Genomic DNA, 23,975 nt, shown 5'->3' on the forward strand with positions numbered 1-23,975 from the left:
TGTTCCCTTTGTTATTGTATACAGAATACCGAACAAATATTCCTGTTTCAAGAGCACATTTTTTTCCAAGGTCAGTGACTTATTTGGTTTACTAATCATGAACAATAAAATGAAAACAGAATCGACGAGCAGTTTCTCGACGTGACAGGCAGCGTCCATCTGTTTGGTGATCCGTTGCAGATGGCTGCACAGATTCGGCAGCGCGTCTGGATGGAGACGGGAATCAACTGTCGGGTAGGCATCGGGGAGAACAAGGTACTGGCCAAGATGGCCTGCGACAATTTCGCCAAGAAACGGGAAGAAGGCGTTTTTTGGCTCAAGCGGGAAACGTTAGCGGATACGCTCTGGAAGCTTCCGATTGAAAAGCTGTTCGGGGTAGGCTCACGCATGAAGCGTCATTTTCATCGGATGGGCGTCTATCAGATCGGGCAGCTTGCAGATATGAGGCCAGCCATCCTTACCCGACATTGGGGAGTGAACGGGGAGGTGCTGTGGCGCACGGCTCACGGAATCGACGATTCACCTGTGGCTTTGGATTCCTATGATTCACAAAAAGGGATCGGTCATCACATGACGTTGCCACGGGATTATCATACAGCAGTAGAAATCAAGGTTATATTGCTTGAGCTGTGCGAAGAAGTGTACCGTCGGGCGAGGAAAAAGGAGCTGATGGGCTCCGTTCTGTCTGTGGGCTGTCGTGGAGCCGATTTGGCTGCTGGAACGGGCTTTGGGCGGCAGATGAAGCTCACGGACCAGACGAATGATGCCATGACTCTGTACGAAGCGGCCTGCTTTCTGTTTGACCGTCACTGGCAGGAAACGCCCGTCCGCAGTATCGGGGTCAATCTGGGGCAGCTTGTCCCTGATAACGTGGTGCAACTCAATCTGTTCACGGACAATCACAAGCGGCGTTCGTTGGCACAAGCTATGGATGATATCCGGAGCCGATACGGTCAGGACGCCATCCTGCGCGCCACCTCTGCCTTGGAAGCGGGACAGGCGAAAGAGCGCGCACGTAAGATCGGAGGACACTACAAGTGACGGAGCCGATGGTGTCAGACGAGCAGGAATTGATACGCCAGTATATTTTATTTGGCATTTTGTTTCGGGCAGTCATGGCCGATCTGGGGCAGATGCGGATTGTGCCGTTGAAGTTTTCTTATCAGATGATGTTCGATGAGCTCTCGCGGTGGGCGGAGAGGCAGCATCACCAGCTGCGTGGCATCTTGCGGCAGCGAGGTTACACAGTCGTCAGCTCACGACGTCAGGGACATATGTATGTCGTCCACTATCGACAACGCGGGTACGTGCGAGAAGCGATCTATACGATTGAGGTATTGCGGGCAGAGTGTCAGGAGCTCGTCCATTTGTGGACCCGATATGAACAGCGAGGAGAGAACAAGCGATGAGGGAAAAACGCGTGTCCAAAAAGGAAAATGTATTCGTGGCCAGTCGGTTTGTGCTGCCGGAGCATCGGGAAATGTATTTGCGCATCAAGGAAGAAGAGCGCCGCTATGTACCACCCGAGCTGGATCAGGAGCAGCTCAGCGCCTTGAGCGAGCTGGTATGGCAGGCGTTCCAGACAGAGAGCATCCTGACGCTGACCTATTATGACGGGCGAGAGCCGCGACGCCTGTCTGCCCACATTATTCATATTGATCAGGCGGCGAGACGCCTCAAGCTTCGGGCTGGCTCCGAGATTCACTGGGTTCCTTTTGCTCGACTGCTGCATGTGGAGCTGGCAGCGAGCTTCTAAAACGAGGAAATACAGGTACATGATGGGCAGGACACGAAAAATAGTCAGGAAATCTGCAAAAATAGGCCTCTTTTTCAAAAGCAAACGGCAAAAAACAGCGTGCCGCGTTGAAACGGTGTGTGCGAGGAAGATGTGAGATTCCTGAAACGAAAAGCGGTCAAAAACAACCGTTTTTCGTGTTTTTTTGGCTTACACGGATTTTGCCAGAAGGGAGGTTTCCCTGTATTGTTAGATTATCTTTTGAAGCATATATTTGACGGATAGAACAAAGGAGATTTTACATGCTAGCACAAGAAATGGGTGTCATATTCACCAAGCACGCCGATCAAATTACTTCCAAGCGTTGGGGAGAATTCATGCAACAATTGGAGGAAAAAGGCCTGTACGTGCTCATTGAGACAGACACGATCGGAAGAGTGATGAGTCCATTGGGCGGATTGATGCCCATGCCGTGTAAAAGTGAGACGCTCCATATTGTGACAGCTGATGAGCTGGAGCAGCGCGGCTTGCCGCTCGGTCACCACATCGTAACGAAAGCGAAAGAAAAAGTAGTCCAACCATAATCGAAAAAACCAACGCAACCTTTCCTGTGGGAGCTAGCCTCCTAGTGGGAAAGGTTTTTTGTGTGAAAAACGTCCCCTCTCATCAAATAAGATAATCCTCCGGCTAGGGGCAAGATCTATCCGGCAATCGGCGGTAGAGGGCAGAAGGTCACATTATGATAAGAGGTAGGACAAAAGAAGCAAGCAGGAGAGAGGAGAACAGGAATGACGACAATGGAGAGCAGAGAGGGGATGCAGCCCAAAAAAGGCGTGCGTCGCTTGCTGGAGATTGCGGATGAGAAGCGCGGATTGCTCGTCGTCTCGGCAATATTGTCTTCCTTGAGCGCAATATGCATGTTGGTGCCTTATGCATCTGTCTACTTCATTTTACGCGAACTGTTAACGCATGCAGCGTCTCCCGCTATGGCGGACGGGGCGTACATGATTCGGTGGGGAGTTATTGCACTTTTGGGACTCGTGGGAAGTCTGCTCATGATGTATGCGGGCGGGATGGTGTCTCATATCGCTGCGTTTCGCATTTTATACGGAATGCGGGTCAAATTGGCTTCGCATATCGGCCGTTTGCCGCTTGGCTGGCTCAACGGAACGTCTACCGGTGCAGTTAAAAAAACATTGGAGCAAAATGTGGAAAAGGTCGAGACGTTTGTCGCGCATCAGCTTCCGGATTTGGTGCATGTAGTCGTGACGACGGTGCTCATGATCGGCGTGATGTTTTACTTGAACGTCTGGCTGGCGCTGGCCTGCGTCGTGCCGATTATACTGGGACTGATTGTGCAGATCATTACGTTTTCTGGGACGAAAACAAAAGAAAATATCAAGAGGTACTACGATTCGTTAGAACGAATGAACGGATCTGCCGTCCAGTATGTACGCGGAATGCCAGCGATCAAGGTATTCGGCCAGACAGTTCATTCCTTCCGGCGCTTTTATGCGGATATGATCACCTATCGGGACTATTGCGTCAAGCATACGGATGATTTTCAAAACGGATTTTTGGTGTTCAAGGTGATCCTGAGTTCATTTGCGGCCTTCATACTCCCGGTAGGGGTGTTTATGCTGAGTCAAGACCCGCAAAATGTTGCGTTTGCGTCTGTTCTGCTCTTTTTTCTCGTAATGGCGCCAGGTGTATCTGCCCCAATGTTTAAGCTCTTATTTTTGACCTCTACCCTGCGTGACATTGGCGAGGGGGTGGAGCGCATGGATCGGATTTTGGCAGAGCAACCCGTTGCCGAACCGATTAGCTCCCAGCGTCCACAGAGCTTTGATGTCGCATATGAAAACGTCTCTTTTTCTTATGCAGCAGAGGGTAAAACAGGAGGCGAGGCACTTTCTCGCATATCCTTCTTGGCGAAGCACGGGCAGGTGACAGCTCTGGTCGGGCCGTCTGGTGCAGGGAAATCTACGGTAGCGAATCTCATTCCAAGATTTTGGGATGTTTCGGAGGGAGCGATTCGCATTGGCCAGGTAGATGTTCGGGAGCTGTCGAGCACCGATTTGATGAACACCGTAGCTTTCGTCTTTCAAGATACGTTTTTGTTTTACGACACGGTTTACAACAACATTGCCATTGGATTGCCAGACGCAACGCCAGAGGCAGTCTATGCAGCGGCGAAGGCAGCCCAATGTCATGATTTTATTCAAAAGCTCCCGAAAGGCTACGAGACCCTGATTGGGGAAGGGGGAGTCTACTTGTCCGGGGGAGAAGAGCAGCGTGTGGCGGTCGCACGGGCGATCCTGAAAAACGCACCGATTCTTGTCCTCGACGAGGCGACTGCCTTTGCTGATCCTGAAAATGAGTATGAGATGCAACTGGCTCTGGCAGAGCTGATGAAGGGCAAAACTGTCATTGTCATCGCACATCGCCTGTCAACGATTCGGGATGCCGATCAAATTTTGGTGCTGGAAAAAGGAAAGCTGATCGAACAAGGCAGGCATCAATCATTGATAGAGGCGAATGGGCTCTATGCCCGGATGTGGAAGGCTTACACCGATGCGCAGGATTGGCAAATGGGCGAAGGAAAGGGGAATGTGGACGCAGATGAGTATGCTGAACAATATCACAGCAGGTAAACCAAGGGCGCTGATCAAACCCGTTATTTACACGACACTTGCCAACCTTGCGCAAATATTGCCGTTTGCCTTGCTCGCGGAGGCAGCCCGATTGATTTTTGAGCCGTTTGCCCAGCCGGGTGTCTCATTGAACATCGAGCGACTCTGGTGGGTATGCGGATGGATGGTAGTCTCCTTGCTCCTTTTGTTTCTATGCGAAATTCCAGCGTATCGCACACAATTTCGCGGTGCCTACAGCACGGCGGCAGAGGGGCGAACCAAGCTCGCAGAGCATCTTCGCAAGCTGTCACTCGGTTACTTGAACAAAAGAGACCCAGGGGATTTGGCCAATATGATGATGGGAGACTTTACGATGGTGGAGCACGGGATTTCCCATCTCGTACCGCAAATGCTGGGGGCGATCATCATGCCTGTCATGGCGATCGTAGGTCTTTCTTTCGCGGATTGGCGCATGGCACTGGCCTTGTTTGCTGCATTTCCCATAGCGATTCTCTTAGTGCTGATGACATCAGGACTTCAACGCAGGCTCGGAGCAACGCATATGCGGGCCAAAATTGACGCCGCCAATCGCTTGCAGGAATATTTGAACGGCATACGCGTCATCAAGGCGTACAATTTGACCGGCGAACGCTTTGTACGGCTGGAGCAATCCTTTCGCGAGTTCATGCGGCAGAGCATACGAATCGAAGGCTTGCTGGGACCAATTGTGCTCGCCGCCATTGCTTTTATCCGAGCTGGCCTCACACTCATGGTCATGGTCGGCGTGTATTTGCTCGTAGCAGGTGGCATAGACCTGATCACGTTTGTCATGTTCCTGCTGGTTGGTACACGTCTCTTTGATCCATTGACAGCTGCACTCGTCAACTATGCAGAATTCCGTTACCACGAGCAAGCGGGGGAGCGGATTGTCCAGTTATTGGCGGAGCCGATCATGACAGGCCAGCACCAACCGCCTGCGGAAAACGATGTGAAGCTCGAAGGAGTCTCTTTTGGCTATATCGAAAAGAACGTCCTGAACAACGTGAGCATGCACATGCCAGTCGGTTCATTTACAGCGTTGGTCGGGCCGTCCGGCAGTGGAAAAAGCACCGTGATGCGGCTGATTGCCAGATTTTATGACCCGTCGCAAGGCACTGTTCAGCTAGGCAATCAACCGCTTGTCGACATAGAACCGGAGGCACTCCTCTCCCGCGTGTCGATGGTGTTCCAGGACGTGTATTTATTCCAGGACACGATTGCAAACAACATTCGCTTCGGAAAAAGGGATGCGACACAAGCTGAGGTCGAGGAGGCGGCCAAACAAGCGAGCTGCCATGATTTCATCATGAAGCTGCCCGATGGCTACGATACGCTCGTAGGAGAAGGGGGAAGCACGCTGTCAGGCGGGGAAAAACAGCGCATATCCATTGCCCGAGCGATCTTGAAAAATGCGCCGATCATTCTCTTGGATGAAGCAACAGCCTCACTCGACCCCGAAAATGAGGCGCAAATTCAGAAAGCGATCGATACGCTTATCGAGGGAAGAACGGTTATTGCCATTGCTCATCGCCTGAAAACCATCCGAAATGCTGACAACATCTACGTGCTGGAAAATGGCACTGTCGTCGAACAGGGACAGCATGATGAGCTTGTGATGAAAAACGGCTTGTATGCACGGCTGTGGAAGCTGCAGCAAACGACAGGTGGCTGGAGACTGTCTTCATAAATCAGTGACAAAACCCGCTAGGCAAGTTAGCCGAAGCGGGTTTTGTCATGGGCGCATTCTTCGTTCAGTTGTCAGCTTTTTTAGTCACAGGGACGTGACGGAATAGCTTGGTCATGCACGCCCATGCGATGAGTGGGCCGATTCCGATGCACAGAATCAACCAGTTCAGCGTAAGAGGAGAGACGCTCAAGGAGGTTACCAGCAGAAAGATCAGAATCCCCACCAGCCGACCAACGTCCAGAGCGAACTCTCGCAGCACGACATACTCGACCCGATTGCGTGCGCTCTCTTCGTTAGTGCCAATCAGATCAAAAATCGTGGAGAGCATGGGCACAGAGAACAGCGGATAAGCGATAGACACGGCGATCCCGAAAATAAGCAGTGTCGTAAAGCTCACCTGCCAAAAAAATACGAAGAGAATCCCCCACATGATGACAGAACCAGTGAGCATTCCCCACTTGCGATAGCGAGGAGCGAACCATTTGGCGATCAGGAAGTAGCTCACAAGTCCGACGGCAGATGTAGTCAACCAGTAATTGCCGAGAGTCATCTCGCTTCTCGTGGAAATGTAGACGAGTAGACCGATCACAAAGCCGAATACGCCTTCACGCAGTCCTTGACCAGCCAAAGCGCCTGCTGCCCAGCGCCACTCGGGCTCCTCTCGCAAACAACGTAAGGAAAAGCTCCAAGAATACGTCCCTTCCGACTGGCGTTTTTTCAGGAAAAAGCTGATGAACACGCCGACGACAAATAGCGCAAGAGAGATCCCGAAAATAAGGGAGTAACCACTATTGCCCGGAAGTCGCGTAATGAGCAAGCCTGATATCCATGGAGCGAGCATACCGCCAATGGAAGCAAGCAACCCTGCCGAACTGTTGAAAAGGTCGCGGTTATCGGCATTCGTGATTTCGAAGTACACCACATTAAAAGAAAGCCAGAAAAATCCACTCGCCATCCCCTGAACGAGCCCAAGCGGTACGGCATAAGAGACAGCTTTTGGACCCGCCAGAAGAACGAGCAAATAAAAAAGGGCAGAAACTGCCATTCCGGCACGCAAGACATTCATTTTGTTCAAACGCTTGACGTACCAGCCAGCAAGCCAGAAAGTAAGAGCACCCGCGAGATGGGCGGCAAAAGTAAACCAAGCGATCGGCGCAAATTGACTTTTTACCTTCCACAAATAGACGTTTACAAACGTGCCAGAAAGGGCGCCAGCGGCAATGAATACAGCGTTGACCAGGAGCAGCAGCTTGGCTTGATTGTCCAGACGGCCTGATGGCTTTTGATGAGAAGGCTCGTGGGGTGACACTTTCAGACCAGTGGACTCCTGAATTTGAAGGAAGGATGGAAGGCGTTTCTTTGTTTTTTGCTGCATACGTTCCCTCCGCGCAAAAATAGGACATGAACATAACGTGCCCTACCGCTGCTGCTTTCAACAGGAAAGTGAGTAAACACCATGTTTTTCCAAACGAAAAGCGAAGATCGCAATTTTTTGAACGTTATTTCATTTCAGGGAGGAAAACGACTAGCAGCAAACAAATTAAGAGAGGATAGGCATACGAAAATACAGAAGTGAACAGAAAAGAGGTCATGAAATGTCGACAACCATTTTCAGAAATGGACGCATTTACACAGGAGATTCTAGGCATTTGTTCGTACAAGCGCTAGTCGTTCGGGATGGAATTGTCCATGACTTGGGCAGTGATGCGGACATGCTTCTTCAATACGGAGGCAGTGATGCAGCGGTCATTGATTTGCAAGGATATACTGCTACCCCGGGATTGATTGACAGCCACCTGCACTTGGGATGGCTCGGTCTCACCTTTTTGCAGCTGGATTTGAGCAAAGCACGTTCCAAGGACGAGATGCTGTTTCTCTTAAAAGAAAAAGCGCAAGCGACACCTGAAAATACGTGGATACAAGGCTACGGCTGGGATGAGAATTTGTTCGCGGATGGTGGCGGCATTCCTACCATCGAAGAGCTTGATCAAGCGGCACCACATTGCCCGATTCTTCTCGCACGAATATGTGGACATGCGAATTTGGTCAACAGCAAGGCGTTGGAGCTATGTGGCTACCATCGTGACATGGAGGTGCCTGCGGGGGGAGTCATTGTACATGATTCTGTGAGCGGAAAACCAACGGGTATGCTATTAGAAACTGCCTCCAACCTGATTACGAAGCATATTCCGAGACCTGACTATGGTCAGTTGAAGCAAAGCCTGCGCAGCTCGATTCGCTATGCAATGGCGCATGGATTGACAGGGGCACATACAGAGGATTTGCGTGAATTGGGCGGACTTGCGCAAACGTATCGGCTCTATGATGAGCTCATCAATGGCGAAGAGCTTGCGTTGCGCAGCAACCTGCTTGTCTTCTATCCGCATATGCATGAGCTGCGCGACTTAAACATGACGGCAGGTTACGGCAACGCTCATGTGCAAATCGGAGCGGTGAAAATTTTTGCAGATGGGGCATTAGGACGCAGGACGGCTTATCTGTCAGCTCCGTACGCTGATGATCCGAGCACCAGTGGTTATCCCGTACATGAGCAAGACGAGCTGACAGAGCTGGTTCGACAAGCACGTGGACTCGGGATGCCCATTGCTGTGCACACCATAGGCGACAAAGCACTGGAAATGGTGCTGGACAGCTTGGATCAGTTCCCGGCAGTCGCCTATCGGGATCGCCTCATTCATACGCAAATCTTGCGGCCGGACCTGCTGGACCGCTTGAAGCATCCTCATCGAATCGCAGATATCCAACCGCGTTTTCTCGCAGGAGACTTCCCATGGGTGATGGATCGCGTAGGACAGGAACGGATTCAACACTCGTACATCTGGAAAACGATGATGGATTACGGAATCATTTGTGCTGCGGGCTCGGATACACCGGTAGAACCAATCGATCCTCTGTTGGGGATACACGCAGCCGTCACGCGCAAAGCACCGGGGGAAACACACGATGGATACTTCCCGCAAGAAAAGCTGACAATGGAGGAAGCGATTCATCTGTTTACATTGGGCAGTGCACAGGTGACGAATGAAGATCATGTCAAAGGCACGCTTTCTCGTGGAAAATATGCGGATATGACCGTCTACTCCAAAGACCTATTTACCATCGATCCAGACGAGCTGCTCTCGACAAAGGTCATGATGACCATCATTGGCGGAAAAGTTTGCTACACGTCTTGAAAAAATAACCCGAAAATCAGAGCAGCGGCTGCCCTGGACAAGAAAGTAAAGTCCTGGATTGCCGCTGTTTTATGGAACGATCTACTTTTCAGACATACGTGCCAGATGCTCTTCAAGACGATCCATGGTCTGTTCGGCACCTGGGACGGCATATGTTTTCACCTTATCGAATACAGCGGCAGTTTCTTCAAAAACGGTGCGATAAGTGAGTTTGGTCTTGCCATCCAGATCCTCAAAGATGGCTGTCGCTTGAAAATGAGGAAACACAGTATGTTTGAAGGCGATTCGCTCGAGTTGAACGACCTCGACAAATACGTTGGTGTTGGGAAAATCAACGCCATCAGGACCGTGCATGATAAACTGCCATGTACCGCCCGGTTTTAGATCAAACTTCTGAGAAGTCGTCGTAAAACCTCGAGGCCCCCACCACTTCGACAGGTTCTCCTCTTTCGTCCAAGCATCAAACACAAGATCGCGTGGAGCACCAAATACGCGGGTGATCACAATCTCGCATTCACCTACTTGCGTTGTGAATTTGTTTGCTTCGTTGTTTTGGTTCATGTCCATCCCTCCATACTAAATAGCTTCGTCATGGATAAACTCATTTTTTCAATCATAGCAAATAAATCAGGCATGGATTTCTTTCAAATTGCTCTCTTGCATGACCCATACGCAAAACCCGACTCAGGATAAGTGGGTCGGGTTTTTTGTCAGCTGCTTTCCGCGCAGCAAGCTCTTCACATCGATTTCCGCAATCAACACACTGATCAAAACGAGACCTGCGCCTATGTACCCGCGAGCAGACAGTGTTTCGCCTGTGACCAAGAAGGCAAACAGGGCAGCGAAGATTGGCTCCAAGGAAAAAATAACACCCGTGTGCGTGGCAGTCGTATATTTTTGGGCCACCGTTTGAACGACAAAGCCAATTGCACTGCATAATACGCTAAGGGCGAGCACGGCGATCCAAGCCTCTGTAGTCTGTGGCAATGTGGGAGTCTCCAGCGCAAAAGAAAAAACAATGCCCAACAGTGCCGTAAAGCCAAGCTGGTAAATCCCCAACTGGATCGTATCCGATTGATTGGCCCATCGGCCTGTTACGGTAATATGTGTAGCGTAAAAGAGGGCACCAGCGATGCACAAAAGGTCTCCTTGGCTGATGCGAAATTCAGCGCTTAGTGTGAGCAGCCCGATGCCGATCATGGCCAGTCCAGCGCCGACAAAGACTCTTTTTTCAGGACGATTTTTCAAAAGAATAGATAAGAGCGGAACAAAGATAACGGTCAAGCTAACGAGAAAACCAGCCTGGGAAGCTGTCGTTGATTTCACTCCGTTCGTGATGGTGGCAAAAACCCCGAAAAGGAGCGCACCGAGTACGAATGCATGGAGCAATGTTTTTCGATTCGTGGAACGCAAGCGTTTATAGAATAAGGCGGCTGCCAGTCCAAAAGCAATGCCAAAGCGGATACCGATCAGATTGAAAGTCTCCAAATCCTTCAATCCCATTTGCATAAACACATACGATGTTCCCCAAAACAGGGTGACCAAAATCATAGCCAAATCGGCTTTCACTTGCGGTTTCATGATGGGATAAGCCTCCTTGCCCGGGAAAAAGCGGGTCCTAATCAGTGTTGCGCCATAAACAGTATACGAGTATCGTTTAAATAAGAAAAATGAATGTTTGTGATGATTTTCATGAATCGAATTCATGTAAAGGGGACGAAGAGGTGAGTTTGAACAAGTTTGAGGTAGTGATCACCGTTATTGAGTCGGGGAGCTTAACCAAAGCTGGCGAAATACTAGGTCTGACACAATCAGCGATCAGCCATGCGATTGCAAGTTTGGAGCGGGAATTTGGGTTTTCGCTTTTGACCAGAGGACGATCGGGCATTAGCCTCACGAGTAATGGGGAGCGACTGCTTCCGTACATGCGTGAGACCTTGCGCTGTCATGAGCGGATGAAACAAGAGGTGTTTGCCATCAACGGGTTGGAGGTCGGGACGGTGAGAATTGGAACGTTTACGAGTGTTTCCACGAAATGGCTTCCCGGAATCCTCAAGCGGTTCCAAGACCAGTATCCGGCGATCGAGATTAAGCTGATGGAAGGGTATTACGATGGAATTGAGAGCTGGATTCAAACCGGAGAAATTGATTTCGGCTTCGTCTCCTTACCGACAACAGAGGATTTGGAATGTATTCCTTTAAAAAAGGATCAAATGTATTTGCTGGTGACAGAGGAACACCCGCTCTACGGAGAGGAGCGGGTGCATGTGAGCCAATTGGCCGAAGAGACGTTTATCATGCCGAAGACGGGCTGTGACAATGATATACAGCGTTTGCTGGCCCAGTATCAGATCGAGCCGCGAATCAAATATGAAGTGGGAGATGATCACGCGATTATTGCCATGGTGCAAAATGGGCTCGGGATCAGCATTCTTCCGGAAATGATTTTGTTCCGTTTGCCTGCAAATATCCGGATGATCCCGCTTGAAGGGGAGCATTACCGTTCACTGGGGGTGGCAGCAACTTCTTTTTCCAAGCAGTCACCGGCCGCCAAGCGCTTCTTGCAGTTTGTAACTGATTGGGTGAACGAGCAGCAAGCGTAATTCAGACAGATAAATCGCCCCTGACTTCCTTCGCCAACGGCTGCTTTCGGACAAAGGGCAGGTACAACAAGAAAAACAAAGTGAGTGCTACTCCTTCCAACGAAACGATATACCACGGATACGGGCCCAAAAAGTCAATCAGACTGGGATTGTCCGGTTTGCGCGAGACAAATAAGTAATTTCCGCCCGTCCATTGGTTGACGAAAAGTGCGACAAGCAAAAGCAGGTTTAAAAAGCCCATCGTTTTCCAAATGGAACGGACAGTCGGACGGTAGCCTTCTACCCACGTCATGTACAGGCAAGCAAGGACGATTCCCGCGTGGGCTACAAAAAAATGCACAAAGCGAAAATGCGGAAATGGATAAAACAACTCGGGGGTAAGCAATGCCTGCATGGCTCCGCCAATCCCGGCAAAAAACGTAATCTCATACAGCCCGTAGCTTCTCGTCATCAGCATCACGGTAGAAAGAAGGAGAGTCACACTACATAGCTGCAAGGGCAATGTGTAAGCAGCCGTCCAGCTCTCGGTATAAACATGCCAAAGCTGATAACAAATCTCCGATAAGAGCAAGACACCCGCAAGTACGTAACGTGTGGAGAGTCGATTTGTCGAGGCTTGGAGCTTTTGCCGAAATAAATAAGTGAGTACGACCAGACAGAGCACAAGAATCAAGGTGATAACGTGAGAAGTGGAAAACAGTTGAAACGACTCTCCTGTCAGGAAAAGTGAAAAATAGGGTGAGGTCATGATGATCTCCTCTTTGTTTATTATTTTTTATATTTGAAAATTCACGAAATTTTAACAGATAGCTATTTGTCTGATATAAATCTTTGGTTATAATATAAATAGACTACGTTACATCATTGAGAGGAGATATAGTCTTGAACTTAGTGCTCACGGAAAAACAATGCAAGTCTTGCCAGGCTCGCTTGACAGAGTATGAAATCGAGAACAATGGTGCACTCTGCATGGAATGCTTCAAGGAAGAACAAGGCGAGTAAAAGTAACAGCAAGGCATACGGCAACTGACTGTCTACTGCTATCTAATAATAGACCCTTTCAATCAGGCCCTCTCTTTTTAATAGAGAGGGTCTGATTTTTTTGCAGGCCTTATTCCGGGAGCGGAATGATGAGTTCCATTCTTCGGCTGCCGTCTTTCATGCTTGTTTCAAACAAGATCAGTGTCAGTGTGCTGTTCGGCTCCGCTTTTTTCACTTTCAGTGTATGGGTAAAATCTCCCCAATCAGGAGCAGCGGTCGTAGCCTGCACGAAACCTTGCGTCAGCTCGTTATGTCCATCTTCTACGACATAATTAAGTACAGCTTCGAACACGCTCGCCTGTCCTTTGATTTCAAACGTGTCTTGGGCGGTTTTCTTCACAGTGACATTGCGGAAAATATCATTGGCATAGACTGTCTCCTGCTGAGCTGGTTGCTCCGTTGGTTGTTTCTCAGGAGTTGTAGGTGGTTGCGTGGTTGCGGGTGGCTCAGAAGCAGGTTTCTCTGGCTCGGCCGCAACGGGTGGCTTCTGTTGTTCTGTTGGAGTGGAAGGGCTAGTTGTGCCACTCGTGCATCCTTGCAGCAAGCCAATCGTCAACAGCAGCAAAAGCAGTTTTTTCATGGTATCCCTCGATTCTGTCTGGTATGAAATGGTACCTACAAATAGTAAGACGTAAAAACAAATAATAGTGTTTCAGGTGGAACGGTCTTCCTGCGTCAAACTGTGGTAGAATGGAGAGGAAGTAGCAACCATTATCCTAGAAGGCTGGTCTGATAAGAATGGAACAACAGACGTTTCGAGTGGAAAAAGACTTTCTTGGCGAGAAGCAAATTCCAGTAGATGCTTATTATGGCGTGCAAACAATGCGAGCAACGGAAAACTTCCCAATCACCGGGTATCATCTTCATTTTTCCCTCATCAATGCAATGGCAATGGTAAAGAAAGCAGCTGCGATGGCAAATATGGAAGTTTCCAGATTGAATCCGCGCTTAGGAAATGCGATTGTCGCTGCGGCGGAAGAAATCATGCAAGGAAAATGGCATGATCAATTTATCGTCGATCCGATCCAAGGTGGAGCAGGTACTTCGATCAATATGAATGCCAACGAAGTGATCGCGAACCGCGGTCTTGAAATGCTTGGTGAGAAAAAAGGGGATTATTTCCACCTAAGCCCAAATACACATGTCAACATGTCTCAGTCTACCAATGATGCTTTCCCGACAGCGATTCATATTTCAACACTCACCCTGTTGGAAAAGCTGCTCGTGACGATGGATAAGATGCATGATGCATTTGGCCAAAAAGCAAAAGAATTCGATGATGTCATAAAAATGGGCAGAACGCATTTGCAGGATGCGGTTCCGATTCGCTTGGGCCAAGAATTCGAAGCATACCGTCGAGTACTTGAGCGCGACATCAAGCGTATCAAGCAATCTCGTCAGCATTTGTACGAAGTGAATATGGGAGCGACTGCGGTAGGAACGGGTTTGAATGCTGACCCTCGTTACATTACAACAGTAGTCAAGCATCTTGCCGCTATCACAAGCTTCCCGCTGACAGGTGCAGAGCATCTCGTGGATGCTACACAAAACACAGATGCGTACACAGAAGTATCAGCAGCACTGAAAGTTTGCATGATGAATATGTCTAAAATTGCGAATGACTTGCGTTTGATGGCATCAGGACCTCGAGCTGGACTGGGAGAAATCTCCTTGCCAGCACGTCAGCCAGGCTCCTCGATTATGCCAGGAAAAGTCAATCCTGTCATGGCAGAGCTCATCAACCAAGTAGCGTTTCAGGTCATCGGAAATGACCATACGATTTGTTTGGCATCCGAGGCAGGTCAGCTAGAACTGAACGTTATGGAGCCTGTGCTTGTCTTCAACTTGCTGCAATCGATCAGCATTATGGACAATACATTCGATGTCTTTACGCGTCACTGCTTGGAAGGAATCGAGGCAAACCGCGAGCGCATGAAAGAATACGTGGAAAAAAGCGTAGGCGTCATCACAGCGGTGAATCCTCATCTCGGGTATGAGACTGCTGCACGCATTGCCCGCGAAGCCATTTTGACAGGAAAGTCTGTACGTGAGCTGTGCTTGCAACACAATGTACTGACAGAAGAAGAACTGGATCTGATTCTCGATCCATTTGAAATGACTCATCCAGGTATTGCTGGAGCATCCTTGCTGGATCGCAACTAAACCCAAAAACTCCCGCGCTTTGCACATGCGAAGCAGCGGGAGTTTTTGCTTGCAAAAGGAGGGTGTGCACTACTTTTTCGGAAGGTGATCCAAGCTCTTGAATTCATAGCCTTGCTTGCGTGCTTCATCGATCATCATCCCGAGAGCCTCTGCATTGTCTTTGGAGACAGAATGGAGCAGAATAACAGCGCCGGGATGCAATTGAGCCATTACGCTATCATAGGCATATTTTGCCCCCCGCTGGACTTTTGTATCCCAATCCTTATAGGCGACCGACCAAAAGACATTGGTATAGCCCAAATCTTTGGTTACAGCAAGTGTGCGATCGCTGAAAATACCTCTCGGAGGTCGCAAGTAACGCATGTTAGCTTGTCCAGTCACTTGCTGGACCGCATCGCTTACTTTCGTCAGTTCGTCTTTGATTTTCTGATTCGATACGGTTGTCATATCGGGATGGCTCCAGGAATGGTTGCCGATCAGATGTCCCTCTTGTGCCATTCGCTTTATCAACTCGGGTTGTTCTTTCACAAAGTGCCCTGTCACAAAGAAAATGGCAGGGACTTTTTTCGTGACAAGTGTATCTAAAATCTTTGGCGTAAAGCCATTTTCATAACCGTTATCAAACGTCAAGAAAAGCTCTTTTTTCGTAGTATCCCCTAAAAAAACCGCACCGTGACGATCCACAATGCCTTTAAAGCCTTCCTCGTTGATAGAGGGTAGCTGACCATTCTTGCTCTTTTTAAATCCAAAATGGTACGGGTGATCTGGTGAGGCCATAATCGAGTCAACTGGCAAGGCACTTGTAAGCAACAAACTAATCCCGATCAACAAGCTTTTGATCATTCGTCTTTTCAATAATGAGCTCTCCCTTCTGTAGCGAAGTCGTGATGTATTTAAGGCGATTCCCTCAAAAGTTTGTCCAGTCTACTTCCAAATATGTAAACGTACATTTGCAACAGCGGCTAGGTAGAAGCGCAAGTGAAGCGGTATTCCAAGTTGTGTAAAAATCTTCTTTGAGTAAGGCGACAACTGTCCATACAAGAAAAAGAAACGCGTCATATAGTATCAAAGTCGACAGTAAACTGTTGGCAAATGCTACCAAGTAATCATTTATAGCCAGGAGGTGTGGTTAACATGGAAGAATGGTTGGAGCAATTACGTGAGGCCATCGGTGAAGGTGCAGAAGAATTGGAAGTAAAAATTGAATACGAAGATGGTACCACGAAAAAATTGTACTTCGGCAGTAATGAAGAAGATGAGGAAGATGAAGACGAAGAATCCGAAGGCGAGGAATCCGAAGACGAGGAATCCGAAGATGAGGAATCCGAAGATGAGGAATCTGAAGACGAAGAAGATGAAGATGAAGACGAAGACGAAGATGAAGACGAAGATGACGACGACTAATCGTTTGTATTTGTTGAAAAAAGATACGCGTACATGCGTATCTTTTTTCTGTTGCATTCTGTAATATTAAACATATTTCATGATAAGGATGGAACAGAAAATGAGCTTTCAAGTGAGTCATCAAACGATAAAAGAATGGTGCGGTCGCCTTTCTTATGAAAGAGGAAAGACTTTTTACCGTTCTGGGAACGTGCTTGTGGAGCATTTTCAACAGGAGCCTGCCTGGATCAAAACGACAGTGAACGCAGGAAAAAATAATTATCAGGTCACTATTGAACTGGACGAGTCTGGTATGGCAGCAGTGTGCAGTTGCCCTACTTTAGCGTCGTACGATCACTACTGCCAACATATCGCAGCCTCTTTGTTAACCATGCGTGATCTGCAAGTAGATGAGCATCCTGTCAGCTATTCCACTTCCTTTACAACGAGACAAGCAGGCATGACAACACAGCCTGATTCCCAGCTAACTGAGGGACTGTTCGGCTTGTTCGTGGACCGACCGATTCGGACAAGCCATAATCGCGTGTTGCTGGATTCACGAACAACGCTTGCCTTGGAAATCATATGTAAAATCGTACCGTACGGCTTTCGCAAGAGCATGATCGGAATAGAGCTGAAACTAGGGCCAAAGAGGTTGTACATCGTAAAGGACATTCGCGCGTTTTTAGACCGGTTGGATAAGCAGCAAGTGTATCGTTTCTCTAGCCAATTTACCTATGATCCGAATTTGCATCGCTTTTTGCCAGAACATAAAGCCATCCTCCTTGAACTCGTGCAAATTTACCGCACGGAAAAAATATATCGAGAGACAGCCAGTTACCAGTATCAGGAACAGAAGCATGTAGGTGGCGAACGGGTTCTTCTTGTTCCGCCATTTACCTGGGAGCGATTATTTGCTTTGTTACTAACCGCACCGTCTGTTCACATTCAGCATCATGACCAAATGTATCCAACGTTTGCATGTATCGATGAGCCGCCGCCACTCCACTTCGAATTTGACCAGACAAAAACCGATGAATATCAGCTGGAAGTCCAAGGATTCAAACAAATCACTGTCTTGGAAGCTTACGGATTGTTGTTCGTAGATGGCAAATGGCACAGACTGCCAAAGGAACAATGCCACAGTTTGGCAGAGCTGAAGCACTTGTTAGAATCTCATAGCAGTGAGCGGATTCACATTCCAGCGGAAAAAATCGAGCCATTCATGGTGCAGATTGTTCCGGCCTTGATGAAACTGGGGAACGTGCAAATTGCAAAGGCCGTCTCGGAACGAGTCGTGCAATTCCAGTTAAAAGCCAAGCTGTATTTGGACAGGGTAAGAGACCGGCTACTGGCGGGACTTGAGTTTCAATATGGCGATATCGTCATCAATCCGCTGGAAGGCTATGAAGGGGGAGGGCAACGTGGCAGTGAGCTGATTTTGATGCGTGACGGGGAGAAGGAGCGACAGATTTTAGAGCTGATGGAGGAAAGTGCCTTTACCCGCACGGAAGGAGGGTATTTTCTCGATGACGAGGAAGCTGAGTACGACTTCCTTTACCACGTCGTCCCTAAGCTGGAAAAACTGTTAAAGGTATTCGCGACAACTTCCGTAAAAATCAGGATTCAGCCTCTCCACCTACCACCCAAAGTAAAAGTGGATGTCGATGAGCGAACAAATTGGCTGGATTTTCGCTTTGATATGGATGGGATACCCGAGTCCGAGATCCGAAGTGTGATCCAATCGGTAGAAGAAAAGCGCAGATATCATCGGCTGTCGAATGGAGCGCTCCTGCCGCTTGAGACAAAGGAATTTGAGCAAATCAATCGTTTCCTGGACGAGATGGGCATGCAATATGCTGAGCAAATGGGAAGTGGTTTTCAACTGCCTGCTTTTCGCGGACTGCGCTTGCTTGATATACCTATGCAGGGACAGTCTGTTCAGCTAGGCAAATCATTGCGCCAGTTTTTGGAGAATATGCGTAACCCTGATAATCTGGACTTTCCAGAACCCGAATCTTTGCAGGCGACACTTCGAGATTATCAGAAGTTTGGTTATCAATGGATGAAAACACTAGCACACTACGGCTTTGGGGGAATTCTTGCAGACGATATGGGCCTGGGGAAGACATTGCAAAGTATTACTTTTCTTCTCTCTGTTCTGCCCGAAATCCGAGAACAAAAGCTCCCAGCGATTATCGTGGCTCCTGCCTCTCTTTTATACAATTGGCACAATGAAATCAAAAAGTTCGCGCCAAATATCCGTAGCGTTATTGTGGATGGCACGAAGGAAGAGCGAAATCAAATCGTAAACGAGCTATCAGAAATCGATGTACTCATTACTTCGTATCCGCTCTTGCGTCGTGATCATGCCCAGTTCGAGGAGAATTCCTTCCACACCTTGATTTTGGATGAAGCGCAGACCTTCAAAAACTATGTGACTCAAACAGCTCAGACAGTAAAACGAATAAAAGCCAAGCATCGCTTTGCTCTTACGGGAACACCTGTGGAAAACAGGGTAGAAGAGCTGTGGTCCATCTACGATGCTGTTTTCCCTGAACTTTTTCCGGCACGAAAGGAATTCCTCGACTTGCCGCGAGATACGATTGCGAAGCGAACGCGTCCATTTTTATTGCGCAGGCTCAAGACTGAGGTACTAAAGGAATTGCCGGCCAAAATTGAAACACTGCAAAGCGCAAGACTGTTGCCTGAACAGAAAAAGCTGTATGTCGCCTACTTGGCGCAGCTCCAACAGGAAACAGTGAAGCATCTGTACAATAAAGGCTTTCAAAAGAATCGGATCAAAATTCTCGCTGGCTTGACGAGACTGCGCCAAATATGTTGTCATCCAGCGCTGTTCGTCAAAGAGTATGACGGAGGGTCATCCAAGCTCGAACAGCTATTTGAGATTATTGGTGAATGCAAAAATGCTAGGAAGCGCGTTTTGCTCTTTTCTCAATTTACGGAGATGCTAGGGATAATCGGACGCGAGCTGGGGTATCACGGTGTCCCGTTTTTCTATCTGGATGGACAGACGCCAGTAGCAGAGAGACTAGATTTGTGCAACCGATTTAACGAGGGAGAGCGGGATTTGTTTCTCATGTCTTTGAAAGCTGGGGGAACTGGATTAAATGTGACGGGTGCGGACACCGTAATCTTGTATGATCTGTGGTGGAATCCCGCTGTGGAACAACAGGCAGCTGATCGTGCCCATCGTATCGGACAAAAGAACGTCGTTCAAGTGATCAGGCTTGTTGCAGAGGGAACGGTCGAAGAGAAAATGTACGAGCTGCAACAAAAAAAGAAAAACTTGATCGAGGAAATCATTACACCGGGGCAAGAGGCAATCTCAGCTTTAACCGAGCAAGAAATACGCGAATTGCTGATGATTTAATACGAACAGCTTGACTATCGCTACCATGCGAGGGGTCGAGCTGTTTTTTTGCGAGACTTTATCCCTGTGCGAATAACGAATTGGCAGACTCCCAATGATATTTGTCCGGTTCGAGATAAGGACATAGCGAATAGCTTATGGAGAAGGACGAAGGCATCACCACAGAAGTGTGGGGGGAATGTAATGGAACAATATGTGATTAAGCCATGGGATACCCGAGAAGGGAATGCGGAAACGCCGGCTAACTGGGATATGACAGTGCCACCGGAAGTAGATGCGATCGCAGACCAAGTGATCAAAGAGTATGACATGTCGGTGAAGAGTCGTACACTCATTACTTCCAAGCCAGACAAAGGCGGGGCTATTTGGCGCATCGAGACAGATAAAGGTCCGCGCAGCCTAAAGGTACTGCACCGTACGCCTGAACGCAGTCTCTATAGTGTGGCTTTCCAAGAATACGTCGTCAAACAGGGGGCAAGAGTACCAGCATTGATTCCTGCCCGAAATGGCAGTCTTTTTGTAGAAAAGGGTGGGAAACTTTGGATTGTTACCGATTGGATTGCCTTGCAACCGGCAACAAAAGTAGATTTGGTAGGCGCGCAAGAGCTTTGCTACGGTCTTGGTGAATTCCATCGTCATTCGAAAGGCTATGTTCCGCCCGCAGGAGCCAAAAACTCTTCCCGTTTATATCGTTGGCCCAATCATTATCAAAAGATTGCCAAAAAAATCGGGTGGATGCGGGAAGTAGCAAAAGCCTACAGTGAAACCCCAACAAGCAAATCCATTTTGGCCGTCGTCGATCACTATGAACAGCAAGCATGGGCAGCCTTAGAGAAATTAAAAACATCTGCCTATCCAAAAATGATCAAAACGGGAGAGGCGCACTGGGGATTGGTGCACCAAGATTACGGCTGGTCAAATGGTCAAAATGGTCCGGGAGGGCTTTGGGTCATCGACCTGGATGGCGTGTCGTACGATTTGCCGTTTCGGGATTTGCGCAAGCTCATCACCAGTACGATGGATGATATGGGCGTCTGGGATGTTACCTGGATGCGCGGTATGATCGAAGCCTATCATAAGGCAAATCCACTGGATCGCGAATCGTTTGAAGTGCTCTTAAATGATATGGCAGTGCCAAACGAATTTTATAAGCACCTCAAAGAGATGTTTTATAATCCCGAAATCTTTCTGTCGACGGAAGCGGAAGGCATTCTGCAGCGAGTGTTGACGGGGGATAAAACGAAAGATGCTGCATTGGCAGAGCTCGCAAAAGACATCAGCAAATACGAACCAGGCAACTACGACCAAATAACGGAAGTGGTTGAACCGCAAAGGCTAGCGTCAGGTATCCAGGAATTCATACCTGTTGCGGTATCCACTCCACCGACAGAGTCTTTGCTCGAGGAGCCGAAAGACAAAGAGTCCATGAGCAAGGTGTCTAAGGAGAAAGATTCGAAGGTGAAGGGATCCAAAGTCAAGGAGCCTGCAAGCGATCAGGTAGCCAGCTCACTTCCGACTTCCGACCAGGAAGAAAGCCAGCAGGAAGGGGCAGAGGCAGACCAAAGCACTACCCGCAGAACTCGAATCTCATTTTCGGGCAATGCTCCTTTTACGCCATCAGCGCCACTCGCTACGAGCGAAGCACGAAACCTCGTTCGTCGAAACAAAAAACGGGGGATGAGCTCAGCTGTCTCAAAAAGCAGCAGCAATAAGTCAAGCAAGCCTCAAAGGAGAGTAAAGGTCTCTATCAATGTAAAGGCCAAATCACCACAAGCAAAACCCGCAAGTCAAAGGAAAAACAAAAAAGGAACTGTGTGGACATCTAAACAGCAGTCCCGGACCGTCACTTCCAACAAGAGCAAGAAAGTTGCCAAGACGGCGAAACCAAGCCGTAAATTCATCAACGATCAGATGAAGAAGCAGCGTCAAAAATCAAAGAAGACGAGAGGCAACTAATGCAAGAAGGCGGAACGGGAAAGGAGAATACGGATGAAAGTTATTATGGTCTGTACAGAAAAATTGCCAGTCCCTCCTATACGAGGGGGAGCGATTCAGACATATATTGCAGGGATTGCAGATATTCTAGGGAGGCATCACGAGCTGACTATCCTGGGAACGTCGGATCCCACGCTACCAATGGATGAAAAAGTTCGCAATGCACGTTATGTGCGGGTAGAGGGTCAAGGGGTGTTCGAGATTTATGCACGCGAAGTAGCCGCTTTCCTAAGTGCGAACAACTATGATGTCATCCATGTTTTTAACCGACCGCGGATGGTTCCCATCATTCGTGAGGTATGCCCGAACGCACGTATCATTCTAAGTATGCACAATGATATGTTTGATCCGGTAAAAATAGGGCAGGCAGAAGCTGCTAGAGCGGTTGCTGAAACAGAACGCATCATCACGATCAGTGATTATGTCGGTCGGGTCATTGCCTCGTTGCATCCAGAAGCCGCAAATAAGGTTCGCACGATTTATTCAGGTGTGAACTTGGAAACATTCGTTCCGGTGGAAAGATCCAATACGGCACAAAAGATTCGTCAGGAACTGCGGGCGACGCATAATCTTGGCAACAAACAAGTGATTTTGTTTGTAGGACGATTGACGCCGAAAAAAGGAGCCGACATTCTAGTTCGTGCGATGAATGAACTCCGCTCCTACCATTCCAACATCGCTCTCGTCTTGGTTGGAGGGTCCTGGTATGGTGAAAATAAAATCAGTGACTATGCAGCGTATGTACGCTCATTAGCGAATCGTTCGCCTGTTCCGGTTATAACTACGGGATTTGTTCCGGCAGATCAGATTCACCACTGGTTCTGGGCGGGGGACGTTTTTGTCTGTCCTTCGCAATGGGAGGAACCACTGGCACGTGTCCATTATGAAGCGATGGCTGCCGGTCTGCCTTTTGTCACGACAAAACGGGGTGGAAATGCTGAGGTGATCATTGGAGGCAATGGACTGTTGATCGAGCAGCCGGAGGACCCTCAAGCGTTTGCTTTACAGCTGAAACAACTGTTGTCCAGCCGCGATCTCCAACGTCAAATGGGGAGAAGCGGACGCCAGCTTGCCGAACAAAGATTTACATGGGATCGAGTCGCAAGCGATGTGCTAGACGTATGGAATAACAAGGGTAGGTAAAACCAAAAAGTGAATGCTATCAGCCCACTTCCCGCAGAGAGATCGGAGAAGTGGGCGTTTATTCATACCTTCGAGACGAAAGAGTCACGTACTGTCCTGCTAGAGTGGACAGGCCTGTCTGAACAAAAGGGCTTGTCCCACATGCATATTGCACGAAATGGGGGAAGATGCGGGGAATCTACTACGCACAGACTCCCCGCATCTTTAGGCAAACCTAAAGCCTCGCAGAATATCAGCTTTTTCAATAAGGTTCTGCATTTGGAATAATCGCGACGATGTGGGTGATAGGAATCAGGATAGAGGCTCCGTTTGTACGTGAGGAGGCTAAGGTCAGTAATTCAATGATTCCTTCATCCACTCTAAGAAGCTTGCCGACTCGGTAAGAACGACTCTCAGGTCCCCAATCCGTCGTCAGTAAGACCTCCACAAGTTGATCGTTTCTCAGGCATTTGCTGAGCTCTTGACGAAGCCCATCTATACATGCTTGATCCGCTGATTCTTCCGCTTCGACATCTACCTTCACTAATGGTGCCGGGATGACGATTGGCTTCGGAGCTTCCACTTGTACATAAGGTGCTTCTACTCGTACAACAGGCGGTTCTACATGTACAACGGGAGCTTCTACTTGTACAACAGGCGGTTCTACATGTACAACGGGAGCTTCTACTTGTACAACAGGCCGTTCTACATGTACAACGGGAGCTTCTACTTGTATAACGGGAGCTTCTACATGTACAACAGGTGCTTCTACTTGTGGAATGGGGCTGGTCACATTCACTCGAGGTGCGCGAACGCTGATACGCACAAAACGGCGTAGTTGCCTGAGCAGACTATTGGATTTGCGTTTGGTAGATCGCTTCTTGCAGCGGCAGCGGGCTTGCTTTGCTTTTAGCTTCTTCTTTCTCAATGCTTTCAAAGGCAACACCCTCCTTACTATGCATGCAATATCATATTCAGCAGGGGGG

General features: G+C 48.6%; 19 protein-coding genes and 1 pseudogene. 13 read left to right on the forward strand and 7 right to left on the reverse strand.

Annotated elements, in window-relative coordinates; genetic code table 11:
• Window positions 1-120: 120 nt before the first annotated feature.
• From HP399_RS12365 to HP399_RS12390, 6 genes and pseudogenes are all read left to right on the forward strand, one after another.
• Window positions 121-1,041 (forward strand): annotated as a pseudogene (locus HP399_RS12365) (DNA polymerase IV); the annotation flags it as partial.
• On the forward strand, window positions 1,038-1,409 hold the full coding sequence (locus HP399_RS12370) for a YhjD family protein (protein WP_173617323.1): 372 nt from the start codon (window positions 1,038-1,040) through the stop codon (window positions 1,407-1,409). The pseudogene HP399_RS12365 and the gene HP399_RS12370, both read left to right, overlap by 4 nt.
• Window positions 1,406-1,756: a YolD-like family protein gene (locus HP399_RS12375; RefSeq protein WP_007728326.1), complete on the forward strand. Its 351-nt coding sequence runs from the start codon at window positions 1,406-1,408 to the stop codon at window positions 1,754-1,756. The genes HP399_RS12370 and HP399_RS12375 overlap by 4 nt, the downstream gene beginning before the upstream one ends.
• 281 nt (window positions 1,757-2,037) lie before the next feature.
• Window positions 2,038-2,319 carry a hypothetical protein gene (locus HP399_RS12380; RefSeq protein WP_007728325.1) on the forward strand — a complete coding sequence of 94 codons (282 nt, stop codon included), beginning with the start codon at window positions 2,038-2,040 and terminating at the stop codon, window positions 2,317-2,319.
• Window positions 2,320-2,550: 231 nt separating this feature from the next.
• Window positions 2,551-4,389 carry an ABC transporter ATP-binding protein gene (locus tag HP399_RS12385; protein ID WP_173617513.1) on the forward strand — a complete coding sequence of 613 codons (1,839 nt, stop codon included), beginning with the start codon at window positions 2,551-2,553 and terminating at the stop codon, window positions 4,387-4,389.
• A complete protein-coding gene (locus tag HP399_RS12390; RefSeq protein ID WP_173617324.1) occupies window positions 4,358-6,094 on the forward strand; it encodes an ABC transporter ATP-binding protein in 1,737 nt (578 codons plus the stop codon). Before HP399_RS12385 ends, HP399_RS12390 begins: the two co-directional genes overlap by 32 nt.
• A 64-nt stretch (window positions 6,095-6,158) precedes the next feature.
• Here HP399_RS12390 and HP399_RS12395 read toward each other — a convergent pair whose 3' ends face one another.
• Window positions 6,159-7,469: an MFS transporter gene (locus HP399_RS12395; RefSeq protein WP_173617325.1), complete on the reverse strand. Its 1,311-nt coding sequence runs from the start codon at window positions 7,467-7,469 to the stop codon at window positions 6,159-6,161.
• Window positions 7,470-7,689: 220 nt separating this feature from the next.
• Here HP399_RS12395 and HP399_RS12400 point away from each other — a divergent pair, with 220 nt between their 5' ends.
• On the forward strand, window positions 7,690-9,288 hold the full coding sequence (locus tag HP399_RS12400; protein ID WP_173617326.1) for an amidohydrolase: 1,599 nt from the start codon (window positions 7,690-7,692) through the stop codon (window positions 9,286-9,288).
• A gap of 81 nt (window positions 9,289-9,369) precedes the next feature.
• On the opposite strand, the gene HP399_RS12405 is transcribed toward HP399_RS12400, so the two are convergent.
• A complete protein-coding gene (locus HP399_RS12405) occupies window positions 9,370-9,849 on the reverse strand; it encodes an SRPBCC family protein (protein ID WP_173617327.1) in 480 nt (159 codons plus the stop codon).
• A 123-nt stretch (window positions 9,850-9,972) separates the two neighbouring features.
• A complete protein-coding gene (locus tag HP399_RS12410; RefSeq protein WP_173617328.1) occupies window positions 9,973-10,869 on the reverse strand; it encodes a DMT family transporter in 897 nt (298 codons plus the stop codon).
• A 143-nt stretch (window positions 10,870-11,012) separates the two neighbouring features.
• Here HP399_RS12410 and HP399_RS12415 point away from each other — a divergent pair, with 143 nt between their 5' ends.
• A complete protein-coding gene (locus HP399_RS12415; protein WP_173617329.1) occupies window positions 11,013-11,891 on the forward strand; it encodes a LysR family transcriptional regulator in 879 nt (292 codons plus the stop codon).
• 1 nt (window position 11,892) lies between these two features.
• Here HP399_RS12415 and HP399_RS12420 read toward each other — a convergent pair whose 3' ends face one another.
• Entirely contained in the window at window positions 11,893-12,639 is a 747-nt protein-coding gene (locus HP399_RS12420) for a YwaF family protein (protein WP_173617330.1), read from the reverse strand.
• A gap of 363 nt (window positions 12,640-13,002) precedes the next feature.
• Window positions 13,003-13,512 (reverse strand): Gmad2 immunoglobulin-like domain-containing protein, encoded by a 510-nt coding sequence (locus HP399_RS12425; protein ID WP_173617331.1) that lies wholly within the window; start codon window positions 13,510-13,512, stop codon window positions 13,003-13,005.
• A gap of 158 nt (window positions 13,513-13,670) precedes the next feature.
• On the opposite strand from HP399_RS12425, the gene aspA reads away from it, so the two are divergent.
• A complete protein-coding gene (gene aspA, locus HP399_RS12430) occupies window positions 13,671-15,095 on the forward strand; it encodes an aspartate ammonia-lyase (protein ID WP_217367492.1) in 1,425 nt (474 codons plus the stop codon).
• Window positions 15,096-15,164: 69 nt separating this feature from the next.
• Here the strand turns inward: aspA and pdaA are convergent, their stop codons facing one another.
• The gene (pdaA, locus tag HP399_RS12435) at window positions 15,165-15,950 is read right to left on the reverse strand and encodes a delta-lactam-biosynthetic de-N-acetylase (protein WP_173617332.1); all 786 of its coding nucleotides are present in this window, start codon (window positions 15,948-15,950) and stop codon (window positions 15,165-15,167) included.
• A gap of 279 nt (window positions 15,951-16,229) precedes the next feature.
• Here pdaA and HP399_RS12440 point away from each other — a divergent pair, with 279 nt between their 5' ends.
• From HP399_RS12440 to HP399_RS12455, 4 genes are all read left to right on the forward strand, one after another.
• A complete protein-coding gene (locus tag HP399_RS12440) occupies window positions 16,230-16,499 on the forward strand; it encodes a DNA primase (protein WP_173617333.1) in 270 nt (89 codons plus the stop codon).
• A 100-nt stretch (window positions 16,500-16,599) separates the two neighbouring features.
• The gene (locus HP399_RS12445; RefSeq protein WP_173617334.1) at window positions 16,600-19,872 is read left to right on the forward strand and encodes a DEAD/DEAH box helicase; all 3,273 of its coding nucleotides are present in this window, start codon (window positions 16,600-16,602) and stop codon (window positions 19,870-19,872) included.
• Between the two features lie 183 nt (window positions 19,873-20,055).
• Window positions 20,056-21,828 carry a CotS family spore coat protein gene (locus HP399_RS12450; RefSeq protein ID WP_173617335.1) on the forward strand — a complete coding sequence of 591 codons (1,773 nt, stop codon included), beginning with the start codon at window positions 20,056-20,058 and terminating at the stop codon, window positions 21,826-21,828.
• A 33-nt stretch (window positions 21,829-21,861) separates the two neighbouring features.
• Window positions 21,862-23,010, forward strand: a complete 1,149-nt coding sequence (locus tag HP399_RS12455) for a glycosyltransferase family 4 protein (protein WP_173617336.1) — start codon at window positions 21,862-21,864, stop codon at window positions 23,008-23,010.
• Between the two features lie 241 nt (window positions 23,011-23,251).
• On the opposite strand, the gene HP399_RS12460 is transcribed toward HP399_RS12455, so the two are convergent.
• Entirely contained in the window at window positions 23,252-23,926 is a 675-nt protein-coding gene (locus tag HP399_RS12460; RefSeq protein ID WP_173617337.1) for a hypothetical protein, read from the reverse strand.
• Window positions 23,927-23,975 lie beyond the last annotated feature (49 nt).

This window comes from Brevibacillus sp. DP1.3A (assembly GCF_013284245.2).
Taxonomy (GTDB): Bacteria; Bacillota; Bacilli; order Brevibacillales; family Brevibacillaceae; genus Brevibacillus.